This window comes from Pedobacter sp. KLB.chiD, assembly GCF_047040275.1.
Lineage (GTDB): Bacteria > Bacteroidota > Bacteroidia > Sphingobacteriales > Sphingobacteriaceae > Pedobacter.
In genome coordinates this window covers 61529-76381 of record NZ_CP178207.1, presented here as the reverse complement: position 1 = coordinate 76381, position 14853 = coordinate 61529, and the positions used below count along the sequence as shown (strand labels likewise).

At 42.9% G+C, this 14853-nt stretch carries 12 protein-coding genes and 1 riboswitch; of the genes, 5 read left to right on the top strand and 7 right to left on the bottom strand.

The annotated features are described in order from the left end of the window. Positions 1-64: 64 nt before the first annotated feature. From ACK1I8_RS00350 to ACK1I8_RS00335, 4 genes are all read right to left on the bottom strand, one after another. On the bottom strand, positions 65-1144 hold the full coding sequence (locus tag ACK1I8_RS00350; RefSeq protein WP_056095304.1) for an efflux RND transporter periplasmic adaptor subunit: 1080 nt from the start codon (positions 1142-1144) through the stop codon (positions 65-67). Between the two features lie 12 nt (positions 1145-1156). Continuing rightward, a complete protein-coding gene (locus ACK1I8_RS00345; RefSeq protein WP_056095306.1) occupies positions 1157-4378 on the bottom strand; it encodes an efflux RND transporter permease subunit in 3222 nt (1073 codons plus the stop codon). 7 nt (positions 4379-4385) lie between these two features. Beyond that, positions 4386-5777: a TolC family protein gene (locus tag ACK1I8_RS00340; RefSeq protein ID WP_056095310.1), complete on the bottom strand. Its 1392-nt coding sequence runs from the start codon at positions 5775-5777 to the stop codon at positions 4386-4388. Between the two features lie 1544 nt (positions 5778-7321). Beyond that, a complete protein-coding gene (locus tag ACK1I8_RS00335; protein ID WP_235526111.1) occupies positions 7322-7486 on the bottom strand; it encodes a four-helix bundle copper-binding protein in 165 nt (54 codons plus the stop codon). A gap of 401 nt (positions 7487-7887) precedes the next feature. Beyond that, a riboswitch (Fluoride riboswitch) is annotated at positions 7888-7956 on the top strand. A 42-nt stretch (positions 7957-7998) separates the two neighbouring features. Between ACK1I8_RS00335 and ACK1I8_RS00330 the strand changes: the two genes are divergently transcribed. From ACK1I8_RS00330 to ACK1I8_RS00315, 4 genes are read left to right on the top strand one after another with little or no spacing between them, the layout of a single operon-like run. Continuing rightward, positions 7999-8553 carry a hypothetical protein gene (locus tag ACK1I8_RS00330; protein ID WP_124910972.1) on the top strand — a complete coding sequence of 185 codons (555 nt, stop codon included), beginning with the start codon at positions 7999-8001 and terminating at the stop codon, positions 8551-8553. Positions 8554-8557: 4 nt separating this feature from the next. Further along, positions 8558-8971, top strand: coding sequence for an EamA family transporter (locus ACK1I8_RS00325; RefSeq protein ID WP_008245453.1), 414 nt, complete (start codon positions 8558-8560; stop codon positions 8969-8971). Positions 8972-9029: 58 nt separating this feature from the next. After that, positions 9030-10310, top strand: coding sequence for a phosphopyruvate hydratase (eno, locus tag ACK1I8_RS00320; RefSeq protein WP_008245454.1), 1281 nt, complete (start codon positions 9030-9032; stop codon positions 10308-10310). An 18-nt stretch (positions 10311-10328) separates the two neighbouring features. Next, positions 10329-11621 (top strand): voltage-gated chloride channel family protein, encoded by a 1293-nt coding sequence (locus tag ACK1I8_RS00315; protein ID WP_008245455.1) that lies wholly within the window; start codon positions 10329-10331, stop codon positions 11619-11621. Positions 11622-11781: 160 nt separating this feature from the next. On the opposite strand, the gene ACK1I8_RS00310 is transcribed toward ACK1I8_RS00315, so the two are convergent. Genes ACK1I8_RS00310 through ACK1I8_RS00300 form a run of 3 tightly spaced genes read right to left on the bottom strand, consistent with a single transcriptional unit; the run spans position 11782 to position 13610 of the window. After that, positions 11782-12171 carry a YidH family protein gene (locus ACK1I8_RS00310; RefSeq protein ID WP_008245456.1) on the bottom strand — a complete coding sequence of 130 codons (390 nt, stop codon included), beginning with the start codon at positions 12169-12171 and terminating at the stop codon, positions 11782-11784. 40 nt (positions 12172-12211) lie between these two features. Continuing rightward, positions 12212-12718 (bottom strand): hypothetical protein, encoded by a 507-nt coding sequence (locus ACK1I8_RS00305; RefSeq protein ID WP_056095394.1) that lies wholly within the window; start codon positions 12716-12718, stop codon positions 12212-12214. Then, positions 12711-13610: a LysR family transcriptional regulator gene (locus ACK1I8_RS00300; RefSeq protein ID WP_056095397.1), complete on the bottom strand. Its 900-nt coding sequence runs from the start codon at positions 13608-13610 to the stop codon at positions 12711-12713. The genes ACK1I8_RS00305 and ACK1I8_RS00300 overlap by 8 nt, the downstream gene beginning before the upstream one ends. A gap of 144 nt (positions 13611-13754) precedes the next feature. Here ACK1I8_RS00300 and ACK1I8_RS00295 point away from each other — a divergent pair, with 144 nt between their 5' ends. Next, positions 13755-14840: a c-type cytochrome gene (locus ACK1I8_RS00295; protein ID WP_082491480.1), complete on the top strand. Its 1086-nt coding sequence runs from the start codon at positions 13755-13757 to the stop codon at positions 14838-14840. Positions 14841-14853: the final 13 nt, after the last annotated feature.

The following is a 14853-nucleotide window of genomic DNA, read 5'->3' as shown; positions in this document are numbered from 1 at the left end:
TCCTTTTTTCTTATCTGACTAATAAAAAGATTTGCCGGGCGGCTAATATCCGCCCGGCAATGTTTTATAGCGTCTGACCGCTTTTGATCTCATCGTTCGCGGGCGAAATAATCTCTGTCCCGGCTTTGATGGAACCAAAAATCTCGGTCATCTCTGTTCCCTTCATCCCTTCCTTAATGTCAACGAGCTTGGCTTTACCATTTGCAATTTCCACTACGTACTTCCGTTCTGTAGAACGCACGATAGCAGAATTAGGCACAAGAAGCGAAGTCGCACCGGATTTAAGCGGGATTTCAACCTCGGCATACATGCCGGCCTTCAACCTGTTATCTTTATTGGCCACGTCAACCTCGACGATTTCCTGGCGCATGTTGCCCAGTGAATTTGCAGACCGGCTGATCTTGGCCTGGCGCTGTTCCCCCGGCAGCGCATTGAAGCGGAACTTGACCATCTGGCTTAGGTCCACTTTGTCTACATAATCCTCAGGTATAGAAACTTCAAGCCTCATGTGGGTCAGGTCCTGCAATACCAGCATGGGTAGGTCCGAAGATTTGCCCGCCGACACCAGTGCTCCCGGTGATACATTCCTGTCAACGATCACCCCGTCAAAAGGCGCATATACTTTCAAGTAGTCCTGCATGGTACGTACGGAGGATACATTTGACCGCTCAGCCTCAGCTATGGCCTTATCTCCTTTCATCCTGGAAAGCGCATTATCAAGTTCTAGCGGAGATACCGAACCTTCCTCTTTTGCTGCTTCTTTCAGACGTCTGTATTTCTCACTGCTCGCCGATGCGGTCTCCCGTGCCTGCAGGTAACGGGAATTTGCCGATTGCAATTGTGATTCGAGTTCCGGTGCTTCCAGGGTCATCAGCAGCTGGCCTTTGGTCACCTTAGAACCCAAATCGACCAGTATTGCTTTCACAAAACCATTGGCCTTGGGAAAAATGTTCACCTGGTTGAAAGGCTTGAGCACCCCGGGAATGCGGGTAAAACTGGAAAGGGCCTCTTCTTCGACCTTTGTGGTTTCATATTTGGCTTCCTTGCCGTTTTTTTCGGGACTGATGTTCACGGGCTTCTGGTTTCCGCCACACGCGGCCAGAGTACTTATAATTATTATGATGGGAATGAATCTGGTTTTCATGTTGTTTATCTTTTAAATTCTTGTTTTTCTAGGCATTAGGTTTGGTTCTTTTAAGCTGCTTTTTTTCTGTACCCAAGCGAAAACCTGCGGAAGGATGAAGAGCGCGGCAAGGGTTGAAAAGAATAGCCCACCAATAACAGCCCTGCCGAGCGGCGCGGTCTGTTCACCGGATTCGCCCAACCCAGAGGCCATCGGGATCATCCCGGCTATCATCGCAAAACTGGTCATCAGGATCGGCCTTAAACGAATCCCGGCACTCACCACTGCCGCCCGGGTAGAATCCTTGTAATCCAGCCTGAGTTTTTCGGCGTTGGTCACGATAAGTATCGCATTGGCCACTGACACCCCGGTGGACATGATCATCCCCATGTAGCTCTGCAGGTTAAGCGTAGAACCTGTAAGCAATAATGCGGTAAGCGACCCAAGGATTACAGCAGGAACGGTCGAAAGAACCGTCAGCGAAAGCTTGAAAGACTGGTAATTGGCCGCAAGCAGCAGGAAGATCACCAATATCGCAAAAGCAAGTCCGCCCTGAAGAGAAGATAGTGTTTCAGTCAACAGGCTCGACATACCTTTCACTTCAGCAGTTAGTCCCTTAGGAGGCGTGCCTACGGACTTTAGTGCCTTTTCTACATCAGCAGTTGCCGTTCCAAGATCCTTTTTATAAATGTTTGCGCTCACGGTCAGAAAGCGTCTTGGCCCGGAGCGGTCATATTCTCCTGGAAGGTAACTGGTATTGAAAGTAGCGATGTCGCCCAGTACCGGACTGCTCTGCCCTTTAACCAAAGGAATTTCTTTGAGCTCATCCATTGTATTCATGACATACTCTGGAACCTGTACCTGTACCTGGTAGGTATAGGCGGTTTTTTCATCGAGCCATTGGTTCTTCTCAGTAAATCGGCTGGATGAGGTACTTGCAGTAACTGACCTTGCGATATCAACCACGTTCAGCCCAAACTGCGCCGCCTTTAATCTATCAAGGGTAATAGAAACCACGGGAATGTGCAGGGGTTGAGCAATCTGGATATCACGGAGGTAATCTATTTTTTTAAGTTTAGAGAGCACCTTATTAGCGTAAGACTCGATCTGGTCCATATCTTTTCCTGCTACTCTGATCTCAATAGGAGTTGCAGCGCCTTGGCTCATAATCTTTTCGGTCATGTCAATCGGCTCAAAGGTGATACGTAGGTCAGGAAGTTTATAAGCGATGTTCTTTCTCAGCGCATCTTTCAGCTCATCCATATTTACCTTATAATCTTCATCAAGGTTCACCTGAAGCACAGCCTCATGGGTACCGGTATTGAAGATATATAAGTTACTTGTTCCGTAACTACTCGGAATAAGCCCAACGTATCCCGAACTAACTGCGATATGGTTATCTACTGTCTGATTGATAATGGAAAGTACCTGCTTAAATTTCTCCTCGGTGCGCTCTAATCTGGTACCGTCCGGCGCTTTGATGCGTATCTGGAACTGTCCGTTGTTGAGCTTTGGCATCATATCCTTTCCAATAAAAACAAATCCCAGTCCTGCAAGAGAAATGACCAGAACTAAATAAATCCCGACAATACCTTTTTTCATCGGCATCCACCGCTGGATGATTGCCATAAACCGCACCTTCACCCTTTCAAAGAAATCATTTTTTTCCGGTTCATCCTTTTCATTTTGCAGATGCTTTTCTACCTGCTCTCCTTGCCTCTCGTCCAGGGCCTCTCCTGCATGAGCATGGATCTTACCATGGTCATAGTGCTGGTAACGTTCTTCGTTTATCATCCAGTTGGATAGAATGGGAACTAAGGTCTGGGCCACGATGAAAGAGACAACCATGGTGAAGCCAATCGAAAGGGATAGTGGCAAAAACATCGCCTTTGGTATACCGTTCATCATAAAAGATGGTGCAAATACGGCCAGAATACACAGCAGGATGAGCAGCAGCGGGAATGCGATTTCTTCACAGGCATCGTAAATGGCTTCGCGTTTGGGCTTGCCCATTTCCAGGTGCTGATGGATATTTTCGATCGTCACCGTTGCCTGATCGACCAGGATCCCTATTGCAAGTGCCAGACCGCTCAAGGTCATGATATTTATGGTCTGACCGAACATGCCTAGTAAAAGCACCCCAATTAAAATCGATACCGGAATGGTGATCACCACGATAAGACTGCTTCGCAGATCACGCAGGAATAGCAACACCATTAGGCCCGTTAATAGTGCACCAAGACCACCTTCAGTGATCAGGCTTTTTACCGAGTTGATAACGGCAACAGACTGGTCAAATTCATAAGAGATGTGGACATCGTCCGGCAAGAGGCTCTGCATTTCGGGGATTTTGGCCTTTAAGGACTTTACCACTGACCAAGTCGAGGCGTCTGCTGTTTTGACCACAGGAATATACACAGACCGTTTCCCGTTGATCAATGCATAATCCACGGTAACATCCGCTGCATCGGCAACCCTTGCCACATCCCTTACCAATATTGAAACGCCGTTTTTTGTAGCTATTGGAATGTTGTTGAATTCATCGACCGTTTTAACCAGGGAGTTCATAGAGGTCACCATCATGGTATTGTCCAACCTTAGATTTCCCGAAGGAGACATGACATTGAACTTGGATAAAGCCCCTACCACCTCGTCCGGAGTCAGATTATAACTCCTTAATTTGCTCGGATCTACACTAATGGTAATCGAGCGGGAATTGGCACCGAATGGCGGTGGCGCTGAAAGCCCTGCGACAGAGGAAAACATGGGCCTGATACGCGTTGCCGCCATATCATAGATTTCTTTCAGACTGCGGGATTTGGCCGAGAGTACAAGCTGGCCTACTGGCAGTGAAGAGGCATCAAAGCGGACCACCTGCGGAGGCAAAGCGCCTGGAGGGAAGAACTTCATGGCCCGGTTAACCTGCAAGGCAACTTGGGCAGAAGCCTCTGCCATATTGGTGCTTTCATAAAAACTCAGCTTTAGCATCGTCAAACCCTGAATGTTTTTGGCGGTAATATTCTTAACGCCATTAACATAAAGAAACTGATCCTGTAGACGAGTGGAGAAGAAGCCCTCCATCTGTTGTGGAGACATACCTCCGTAGGATTCAATAACATATATTGTCGGCGAATTAAGCTGGGGGAAAATATCTATTGGGATCTTCAGCGCACTGAGAACTGCAAAGAGCAGTAAACTCGCGGTGATCACCACTGTTGTAATCGGCTTTTTCAGGGCCGAGGTAACCATTGACATATCTTTATTATTTTAATGTGTTTAACAGTGAATCTACTTGGTTGGTGGCGATAGCCTTTTGAAAAAGCGCCCGGATGTACAGATATTTTGCGTTGACAAAATCGGTTTCTGCACGGTAAAGGATGGTCAGGGCTGCATTGAGCTCAATGATGTCGGTCAGCCCGTTCTTATAAAGCGAGAGCTTCTGGCGATACCCTGCGGCCGCTGCCTTTAGCTGGTTTGGTATTTCATCGAGTCTTTTATGCGCGGTACTGATCTCAAGTCCTGCTTGAAGGGCGGCATTTGATAACATTAACCTTTCCTGCTGTAGTTCCTTTAAGTAAAAATTGCTACTGGCCTTTTGGGTCCTAAGCTTCAACTGACGCCTGCGCAGATCAAATAAGTTATAACTGATCCCTACGCCCACGAGGTAATTTTCCCGTTGCCATTCCAAGCCATTCGAGAGACTGTTGAAATTATCATTGGCATCAATGCTTGATCCCCTTGACCAGGCAGCAGCTTGCAGGCTTACCTTTGGATTATAGGCTTTTTTGACCAGGTTTTCCTTCTCAACGCTGCTTAGATAATTGCTTTTGTAGAAATCAAGCAGCGGATGGCTTGAACTGTCGGTCAACTTTACCGATAGGTTTACCTCAAGCGATTTTAGCCGATCCAGGATCGTACTGTCAGCGACAATACTTTCCGGATTTAGCCCGCTGATTGCTGCAATGTCGAGCTGAACCTGTCTGTAGGTATTGTCCATTTCAATATAGTTCAATCTTGATTTGGAGAGTTCGGCCCCTGCGATACTGGTATCCACACCCGGACGCACACCGCTTCTGGCAAGGGATAAAATCGAACGGTTGATCTGCTCATTGCGACTGATATTGCTTGCTTGAATGGATAGCATGTCCTGAAGCTTTAGTAGACTCAGGTAATCATCAATAGCGATGGCCCTTGTCTGGTATCGGCGCTGGGCAAACTTGGATCGTTCAACGACAAGTTCTGATTTGGCGACTGCATTCTGAGCTTTATAGGCACCAAAATTATAGACCTCCCAATCAAGGGAGACAATACCAAGATTAGTAAGTGTAGCCTTGGTAGTGCTTTCAGTCCTAACACCTCTGGAATTGGAGGGAACTATACCAAAGGCCATATAAGGTCCTGCCACGTTATTGTTTGAGCCCAGATCTGCCTGATAATTAAGCTTCAGATTTGGAAGGGCATTCGCCGCGGTCTCTCTTAACTGGGCGGCACGTATATCAACTGTTGCTGAATCAGCGGCCAGTGAAGGTGAAAAAGCGGTCACGTGATCGATCAGATCAACGATCCCGATGGGCTTTGGGGAGGTTTGGGCATGGCTTTCCAGCCCCATATATAAAAGTGGGAACAAACAGAAAATCTGTTTAATACGGATCATGTCTTTAAATTAAAATTTAAGGAAAAAGATTTGACGGACGTCTTGGACAGGAAACACGGTGATTAACCGGCCGTCGTCACTTCATCATTTGAAGGACCTGTCAATAAAAGAAAATTGAGATAAATCTCAGATCCGAAAGACCTGGTTGGAAATATAAATTGGGACTGATCCGGCAATCCTGTATCTGATCTCAAGAAAATACCTGTTTAGGTTAGAGGCTAAAAGCGAAAGCCCCAAAAATAAGATGACGCCGATAAGAAAAGCTTCCAAAACAGGAAGCACGGTTTTCTTGCGTTCATCAAGGATACACTTAAATTGTCTGGTAATTTTTGAATCCTTTCCAAGCGGAGAAAAGCTACCTTTGTACTGCGCAGCTGATTTTATTCCCCGGGCGGACTCTAAAAGGGAGAGGTTGGATAAAAAAAAGATATTGCCCAAAGAGATAATCAGGTACAGCAAGACGACTCCAATTATAGAGCAATTTGGTACCTGCTTAACTTTCAAACCCTTCAAATTTAACAACCTAAATATATAGGCGCTAAAATCTGCATTAATCTAAAAAGATGAGAGGATAAACCGCAACAAAACCGTTACAAAATATCAACAAATATTAGGTTACGATATTTCTCACCCTACTTTCGATTGTCATCGAATAATTTCTTTTTCCTATACTGTCCCTCCATCTTGTTGTTCAAAACTTTATCAAAATTAACCACAGCTTCACAATGCTCAAAAAGGGTCGAACTTCCGCGGGTTGACCCTACTAAGTGGCAATATGAGGCATCTAAAAAGTATGCCTCTTATTTTTTAAACATTAAGAACTTGAAAATAAGTCACTTACAATAGATTAAATTGAATTTTTCGGTTCGAACTTTTTAGAATTTTCCCTAAAATTAAGATATACCGCAACTATTTATAAAACACCAATTGTCTAGACATCAGTGTTGAACTCCATAAACTGCTATCTAATTAGCCAAATAAGCATGTGGATTAGTTTCAATTGCGAACATCGATCAGCTTGAATATTATTCAATTATAGGATAAACGGGGGGAAATCCGTTTGGTCTAAATTTTTTTACAATTATGCGCAAATGCCATGTAGCTTGCATTTAATTTAGAAGGTACATACCCTCGGTTTAACAACGTGATTGATTTAACACCGCCATTGAAATGAAATTTGTATTTTTTGTTTTTTGAAATAATTTGATGAAGCGGGAATTGAAAGTTCATGCATTATTTAATGCATTCCTCAACTCGCATCTAGCCTTCATTTTCATAGAATTCGAATTATCAAGTACTCATCATCAAAAACTGAAATTCTTATTTGAATAATGGAATGAGTTTATGAGAATCATATCCTAAAAAACCCATTTTTTTAAGGCTAGAGAAAGGACATACCAAGAACAACCTCAAACCTTGGTAAATATCAAATAATGAGGGAATAATGAAAATAAAATGAATGGAATAAATTTGCCTATTTATAAAAATGAAAGGGCAACTAGAATGCTGCCCTTAATCAATTAATGCTCACGGTGATTGGCATCTTAAGCAGCTACTCCTGTCATTCTTCTGCATTCTTCCGCACAAGCCTTACAAGCATCTGCACATTCCTGACAATGCTGGGTATGATGATTACTACACTCATCTCCGCATTGCTGGCAAATATCTGCGCAAATACGGCAAATGTCTTGAGCAAAAGAGCTACCCATACTCATCAATTGAGCGGCAGAGTAGCAGATGGCTGCACATTGCATATCAAGCTCAATACACCGCGCCATCATTTTCACGTCTTCTTCCTGAGTGCATGAACTTGCACAATGATTGCAAATTGAAGCACACTTTAAGCATGCATCAATACAGTTTTTCCATTCATGGTATCCCATAACTTTAATTTTTTAGGGTTATAAAAAAAATTCCTATATAGATAACATGGTTATTTCCAGGCGGTTTCATTTTGTTTAAGAAAAGCTTTAATCCCGTGATATGATGCTTGTTTAAACGGTAGAAGAATAAGAAACTGGTTCTCGTATTCAAATAAGGAGGAATAGTGATAAATTAAATTCTCAACACCTACTTTAAGATTTTGCACATCATTTTATTAGTATTATATTTGCAATACGGAAATGGTGTCCTTCCGATTCAACCGCTTTTTTCAAAAGCTGATGGCGCCTACAATAGAAATTCCAGCAGGTAATAAAATCTGCCGGTCAAAGTATTGTAGGTGAAAAAATTAAAAATAAATTCTCAACTCTTATTGCTGGCAGCTATCTTAATTGCGCTTGTCTTACTTTGTCTGTCTGCCAAAGTGAGATCAGTGTTAGCAATGGTCCTGCCGGTTGAAACTGAATGGTTCTTGTGGATAAATCAGCACCATAATGCATTCTGGGATACGATCATGTACTGGGCCAGTGATAAGCGTTTTTGGCTTCCTTTTTATGCCTTCATTATTTATTGCCTCTTCCAGAATTTCTGCAAAAAAATTTGGCAGGTTCTTATTACCATTGCGCTACTAGTTGCTAGTGCAGATCAGATTGCTTCAGGACTGATTAAAAACACCGTTAAGCGTCTACGCCCTTCCCATGAACCGAATCTAACTACGATCATTCATTTAAGTAAAGCAGGTGCGGGTGGGATGTATGGATGGCCATCCGCTCTTTCATCACCTATCTTCAAAAGCATTCTTTCCGCTGGTTCGGCATTTACCGGATCATTGCCGGAGCAACGGTTCTTGTACTCATTTACTTTGGAATTATTCAATAACGGAAAATTAACATAAAACTATGTGGTGGATCTACGCGCTATTATCAGCTTTCTTTGCTTCCCTTACGGCCATCTTTGCAAAAGTCGGCGTAACCAATGTCAATTCTGATTTGGCTACTGCCATACGAACGGTGGTAATACTGATTGTAGCCTGGGGGATCGTAATGGCCAGAGGCGAACTTAAAGGAATTACGGAACTGTCAAAGCATAACCTGCTATTTCTTTTTTTATCTGGCCTTGCCACCGGCTTGTCCTGGATATTCTACTACAAGGCTTTGCAGATCGGGAAAGTGTCCCAGGTCGCCCCTGTTGATAAGTTGAGTGTTGCCCTAACTATTATACTTGCAATGGTGTTCCTGAAAGAAGCTCTTACCCTGAAAGTATTCTTTGGTGCCCTGCTGATCATTGGGGGAACACTGGTTTTGATCTTTTGAGAAACTCAATTATTTGTAAGCAACCGAAATACTAAAAATCAATATAAAACAAAAAACTATGAAATTAACTAAAATTCATGCCCGTGAAATTTTGGATTCCAGGGGCAATCCGACAGTAGAAGTAGAAGTCACTCTTAACGGAACAACAGCAAGGGGTATTTCTCCATCCGGGGCAAGTACGGGTGAAAAAGAAGCCGTAGAGCTTAGAGATGGTGATCCAGAGCGCTATAATGGTAAAGGCGTGGAAAAAGCAGTAAAAGGGATTAACGTCGAAGTCGGCAAATCAGTCACCGGCTTATCCTTTGAGGGTCAGCAGGCCTTCGATGATCATATAATTGGTCTGGATGGAACCGAGAATAAATCAAGGCTCGGCGCAAATGCGATGCTTGCGGCCTCAATCGCCTTCGCCCGGGCTTCGGCCGTTGCAAAAGGGATTCCCTTGTATAGGCAGCTAGTGGAAAGGGAAGGTTACGTAATGCCCGTACCGTGCATGAATGTCATTAATGGGGGAAGGCATTCTGATAACAACATCGATTTTCAGGAATTTATGATTGCCCCTCATAACGCCCCCTCGTTTAAGGAAAGTATCCGTATGGGCGAAGCTGTTTTTCATTCCCTGAGAAGTCTGCTAAAAGCGAAAGGCTATTATACCGGAGTTGGTGACGAAGGTGGGTTTGCGCCAAATCTGAGTTCTAATGAGGAAGCCGTCCAAATCATCATGGAAGCGATACATATTGCCGGTTTTGCTCCAGGCAAGGATATTTCCCTTTGTCTTGACCCAGCGACCAGCGAAATGTGGAATAATGGAAAATATGAATTTTATAAAAGTTCTAAAGAACGGATCACAACAGATGAAATGATTGGCTTTTGGGAAGGATGGTTAAAAGAGTACCCAATTATCCTGTTGGAAGACGGGTTGGGCGAAAACGATTGGGAGGGATGGAAAAAGCTGACCAGCCTTTTGGGAGACAAAGTGGAATTGGTTGGAGATGATATATTCTGCACCAACCCGAGTATTATCCAGCAGGGAATCGACCAGGGCATTGCAAACAGCGTACTGATTAAATTGAACCAGATCGGTACAGTTTCCGAAACGCTAAAGGCCGTAGAACTAGCCCAAAAAAACGGTTACAATTGCTTTATTTCTCACCGCAGTGGTGAAACTGAAGACACGACAATTGCGGATCTGGTTGTCGCTACCGGTGCGGGGCACATCAAAACAGGAAGTGGCTGCCGCTCTGAAAGGGTATCTAAATTTAACCAGTTGCTTCGGATAGAAGAAGAACTTGGTGATAGGGCATCATTTGCAGGAATCAATACTTTTTATAAAAAATTATAAATCAGCCGCTAACCTACAATGAAACATAATAAATTTTTATTTGAACACCTTTCGGTTTTTAAATATGCGGTTCGATGGACGCTGCTTATACTTCCTGTTGCCATTGCAATAGGAAGTATGGTTGCCTTGTTCCTTTGGCTGCTAGGCTGGGCCATTCACTTTCGCTTTCAGCATACCTGTCTCATTTTTCTGCTACCTTTAGCAGGTATTGTGATCCACCTGATTTATCAGTCGGTTGGTAGGTCCTCAGAAAAAGGAAATAACCTGATCATGGATGAAATCCATAGGCCGGGTGGTGGAGTGCCCAGGCAGATGGCGCCAGTAATCTTAATAACTACAGTGATTACCCATTTGTTTGGCGGATCGGCTGGAAGAGAGGGAACCGCGGTACAAATCGGAGGAAGCATCGCAGGAATGTTTAGCCGCTGGTTTAAGCTAAATGAGGTAGACACCAAGATGCTCCTTACCGCGGGAATTGCAGCCGGGTTTGGGGCGGTGTTCGGAACACCGCTCACCGGTGCCATATTTGCAATGGAAGTTCTGGCCATTGGAAGAATAGAGTACAAGGCTTTACTTCCCGCATTAATTGCCAGCGTGCTTGGTGATCTTACTGTCTCTGCCTGGGGCATCCATCATACCGCTTATCACATCGATCTCATAGAGAAAAGTGCCTACTTTCTATCTGAATACCTGCCGGTAAACCTACTCCTGCTTAGTAAGGTTATTCTAGCATCCACATTGTTTGGTCTGGCCAGCTACCTGTTTGCTGTAATGGTGCATGAGATCAAGGCCTTTTTTTCTAAAGTATGTAAGATCCAGTGGCTTATTCCTGTTATCGGTGGTCTGATTATTATAGGCTTGACTTACGCCATCGGGAAACCGGATTACTTAAGTTTGGGCGTGGATAGCGAATACCAAGGAGCCGTTACAATTCCCTCTGCTTTTCAGCCTGGTGGAGCAGATACTTGGAGCTGGTTATGGAAGACCATTTACACAACTTTAACATTAGGAACTGGATTTAAAGGTGGTGAGGTAACGCCTTTGTTTTATATTGGCGCAACATTAGGCAATGCACTTTCGACCTTATTAAATGCTCCAGTTAGTTTGTTTGCTGCCCTTGGATTTATTGCTGTTTTTGCTGGTGCAACGAATACACCCCTTGCCTGTACGATTATGGGTATAGAACTTTTTGGTAGTGAATACACCATGTTTTTTGCGGTAGCCTGTTTTACAGCCTATTTTTTCAGTGGCCATTCAGGTATATATTCTTCACAGCGTATTGCGGTACCCAAAATATTTACGGGAACATAAAATATTGACTTATCCTGTTCCTGTGGATTATCATAAAGAGGTGAAATTTTTATAAGATCCTTGACCAATGCAATCAGCAATTTATATCAAAAAACAACGCTATATCGACCGCTTTCCTTCCTCTCTTTTCTAAAGCATCAAGTACAGATGATTTAACTGCCTATGTTGTTTTAATAAGGTAGAGCAGTAAAAGTATACTGGCTATGAAAACTAAAGCGGTTAAAACTTTAACAAAAAGTGTTGAATGGTAATACACCCCCTGATTCAGTTGTTCTTTCGTTGAATTATATCTTAAGTAAGAACAAATGATAGTAATTGCTCCCAGGGCAACTAGAAAAATCCCGATAATGCGGGAATCTCCGGTTTGGTGCAGGGGCACTTTACTCCCCAGTGCGGCACTGATCTGCTTGATAAATAGCGAGAATTTCATCACCACGAAGCCAAATCCCATGATACCAATACTGGTTCTGATCCAGGCCAAAAATGTTCTTTCATTAGCCAAATGGTCTCCTGCATGCTGTTTGGTGTTTTCCTGATCTTGAATTTTCATCTTGTTCTGTATCGGTATATTACAGCAATATATTTGCATGTTATGTCAATATCGATGCCAGTTTGGAGATGATAACCCTGGTATCCCGGATGCAAGTAAGCCTGTTTGATTCAGTGCCGGCAGGATAGCAGGTAACTGCAATTTCTTCGATAAACGATAAGCCTGATAGGTCAATAGATTCTTTAACCTCTTGTTCAATGCTTTTCATTAGGATCATGATTAATCGGGGTTGATATGTTCTGATTTTATGAGCTAATTGCTCTATTCCCCCCTGCCTCTGGTTTTTTCTGATTTTAACTGACGATTTATCAATAGGTGTACAAGTTAGATGTTCCAAAAAGCATCCCGTGCCTTTAAAGAACTGCAAAAAATCTTCTACAGATTTAAAATCGCCAAATACCTCACTAAATGCAAGATAAATTGTTCGAAACAGATTAGTATTTCCCAGGTAAAAATGTTTATCGTCACCTCCAGGAGCTTCAGAAACAAAGAGCAGCAGCACTTTAGCTGGCTGATATTGCCTCGAAATTTCGGTAACACTATACATTATAGTTGTAGCTTTTAGCGAAGCGCATAAATAGTTCCGCCAGAGCGTCCTGCTGACCATGAAGCTGAATGAAATGAAACGGCCTTTCGATAACCATATCCTTGATATCTATGATGCGGCATTCATTATTCTTGAGCTCTTTCAATATGGAGTGGATAGATAAAAAAGCCAGGCATTTGCTGTGAATCAAATAGGATTTAATGCTTTCGGTACTACCTAACTGCATTTCTATATTTAAGTCCCCCACCTTTATCTGGTGTGCTTTTAAAGCATATGCAATAACATCTAGTGTACCAGAACCAGGTTCACGAAGTAATAAATCATAATCCTTCAACTCATTCGGTTTGATCATTTCCTTTTTCATGGCATAATTGTGACCAGAACACACCAGCACCAGCTCGTCTTTTAGATATTGTTCGTATTTAATCTGTGGGTTCCGGGAGATGCCTTCAATGATTCCAAAATCTATTTCCTTAGCAATCAAACGCTGCTCTACATCTTCTGTGTTTCCGGTAACCAGTTGAATTTGTATATCCTTAAACTTATTGTGAAACTGTGCCAATACAGGTGGAATGATATATTGTGCCACAGTACTGCTGGCACCAATCCTCAATATTCCTTTATGCTGTTTAGTAAGTAGATTCATATCATATTCCAGTTCCCGGTAAGTTCCAAAAATCTGTTCTGCGTAATGCAACAATAATTCGCCGGCTGGGGTGAGGCTGATTTTTTTGTTTCCACTGCGTTCAAATAATGACATTTTGAACTCCTGCTCTAATTCTTTAATGTGTTTGGTTACAGCAGGCTGACTGATAAATAACTCTGCCGAGGCCTTTGTAAAATTCAGCCTTTTAGCGACAGCATAAAATACTTGCAAACGGAAATCTATCATACACGGTTTTAGTAGATAACCTAAGATACAAACAATTTGTTTCAACGGGTACTGACATCATAACCTTACGTTATCATCAATAACTTTTTATGCTTTTTCTGATGAGTAGAATAAATGCACATTTGTAACAGAAAAATATTGGTTATGAATAAGGAATCAACAGAAAAAGAAATCAGACAAGCACTTATATATACAGCCAGGACAACGGCTATCATTGCGTTTCTATTTGTTGCTTGTGGAACCATTTTCATCTGCACTTTATTTTTTAATGGGCAGCCAGATGTAGTGACAGCAAAAACCAAACAGGATGTGGAAACCGGTATAGCTGCTGTTAACGTCAAAAGCCAGGTTGTACCTGCTGATGCCTGGAAAGCGCCTGATGAAAATACGATTCCGGCGGACACCAAGTACGGCCAGATGATCAGGTATGGCAAAGAATTAATAGCACATACGAGCAAATATTTTGGGCCAAATGGATCCATAGCCCGTATTACAAATGGTATGAATTGTCAGAATTGTCACCTCGAGGGTGGAACCAAACTGTTCGGAAATAATTATGCTGGTTTTATTTCCAGTTTTCCTAAAATGAGTGGCAGATCAGGAAAGGTTGAACCTGCATCGGCACGTATTGCAGAGTGCTTCAATCGAAGTCTTGCAGGCAAAGTACCAGACGAATCTAGTAAAGAGATACAGGCAATGCTGGCTTATATGAAATGGCTTGGAACAGGTGTAAAAAAAGGGGAGAAAGTGTTTGGAACGGGAACCGAAAAATTAAAATTCCTGGATAGGGCAGCGAATGTCAAACATGGAGCGATTTTATATACCAGTAAATGTCAAAGTTGTCATGGTGCAAATGGTGAGGGAATACTCGATGAAGACAAACTAACTTATGTTTATCCGCCATTATGGGGCAAACACAGCTACAATGATGGCGCAGGGATGTATAGACTCAGTAACTTTGCGGGGTTCGTAAAGAACAATATGCCATATGGTGCCAGATATGGAGATGCGCAGTTAAGTGATGAGGAGGCCTGGGATCTCGCTGCTTTTGTGAACTCACAGCCAAGACCACATAAAGATCAGGGAAAAGATTACCCTGATTTGTTAAAAAAACCTTTTGATGCGCCATACGGACCATATGCCGACAAATTTTCTGAAAATCAACATAAGTATGGTCCATTTGCACCAATTGTAACCTCCGAAAAACAAGTAAAACTAACAACTAAATAAATCATCAAAATCT

What these genes read in the sequence shown, in the direction of transcription:
- ACK1I8_RS00350 (WP_056095304.1), bottom strand. Translation starts at nt 1,144, where the DNA reads ATGAAAACCAGATTCATTCCCATCATAATAATTATAAGTACTCTGGCC.
- ACK1I8_RS00345 (WP_056095306.1), bottom strand. Translation starts at nt 4,378, where the DNA reads ATGTCAATGGTTACCTCGGCCCTGAAAAAGCCGATTACAACAGTGGTG.
- ACK1I8_RS00340 (WP_056095310.1), bottom strand. Translation starts at nt 5,777, where the DNA reads ATGATCCGTATTAAACAGATTTTCTGTTTGTTCCCACTTTTATATATG.
- ACK1I8_RS00335 (WP_235526111.1), bottom strand. Translation starts at nt 7,486, where the DNA reads ATGGGTAGCTCTTTTGCTCAAGACATTTGCCGTATTTGCGCAGATATT.
- ACK1I8_RS00325 (WP_008245453.1), top strand. Translation starts at nt 8,558, where the DNA reads ATGTGGTGGATCTACGCGCTATTATCAGCTTTCTTTGCTTCCCTTACG.
- eno (WP_008245454.1), top strand. Translation starts at nt 9,030, where the DNA reads ATGAAATTAACTAAAATTCATGCCCGTGAAATTTTGGATTCCAGGGGC.
- ACK1I8_RS00315 (WP_008245455.1), top strand. Translation starts at nt 10,329, where the DNA reads ATGAAACATAATAAATTTTTATTTGAACACCTTTCGGTTTTTAAATAT.
- ACK1I8_RS00310 (WP_008245456.1), bottom strand. Translation starts at nt 12,171, where the DNA reads ATGAAAATTCAAGATCAGGAAAACACCAAACAGCATGCAGGAGACCAT.
- ACK1I8_RS00305 (WP_056095394.1), bottom strand. Translation starts at nt 12,718, where the DNA reads ATGTATAGTGTTACCGAAATTTCGAGGCAATATCAGCCAGCTAAAGTG.
- ACK1I8_RS00300 (WP_056095397.1), bottom strand. Translation starts at nt 13,610, where the DNA reads ATGATAGATTTCCGTTTGCAAGTATTTTATGCTGTCGCTAAAAGGCTG.
- ACK1I8_RS00295 (WP_082491480.1), top strand. Translation starts at nt 13,755, where the DNA reads ATGAATAAGGAATCAACAGAAAAAGAAATCAGACAAGCACTTATATAT.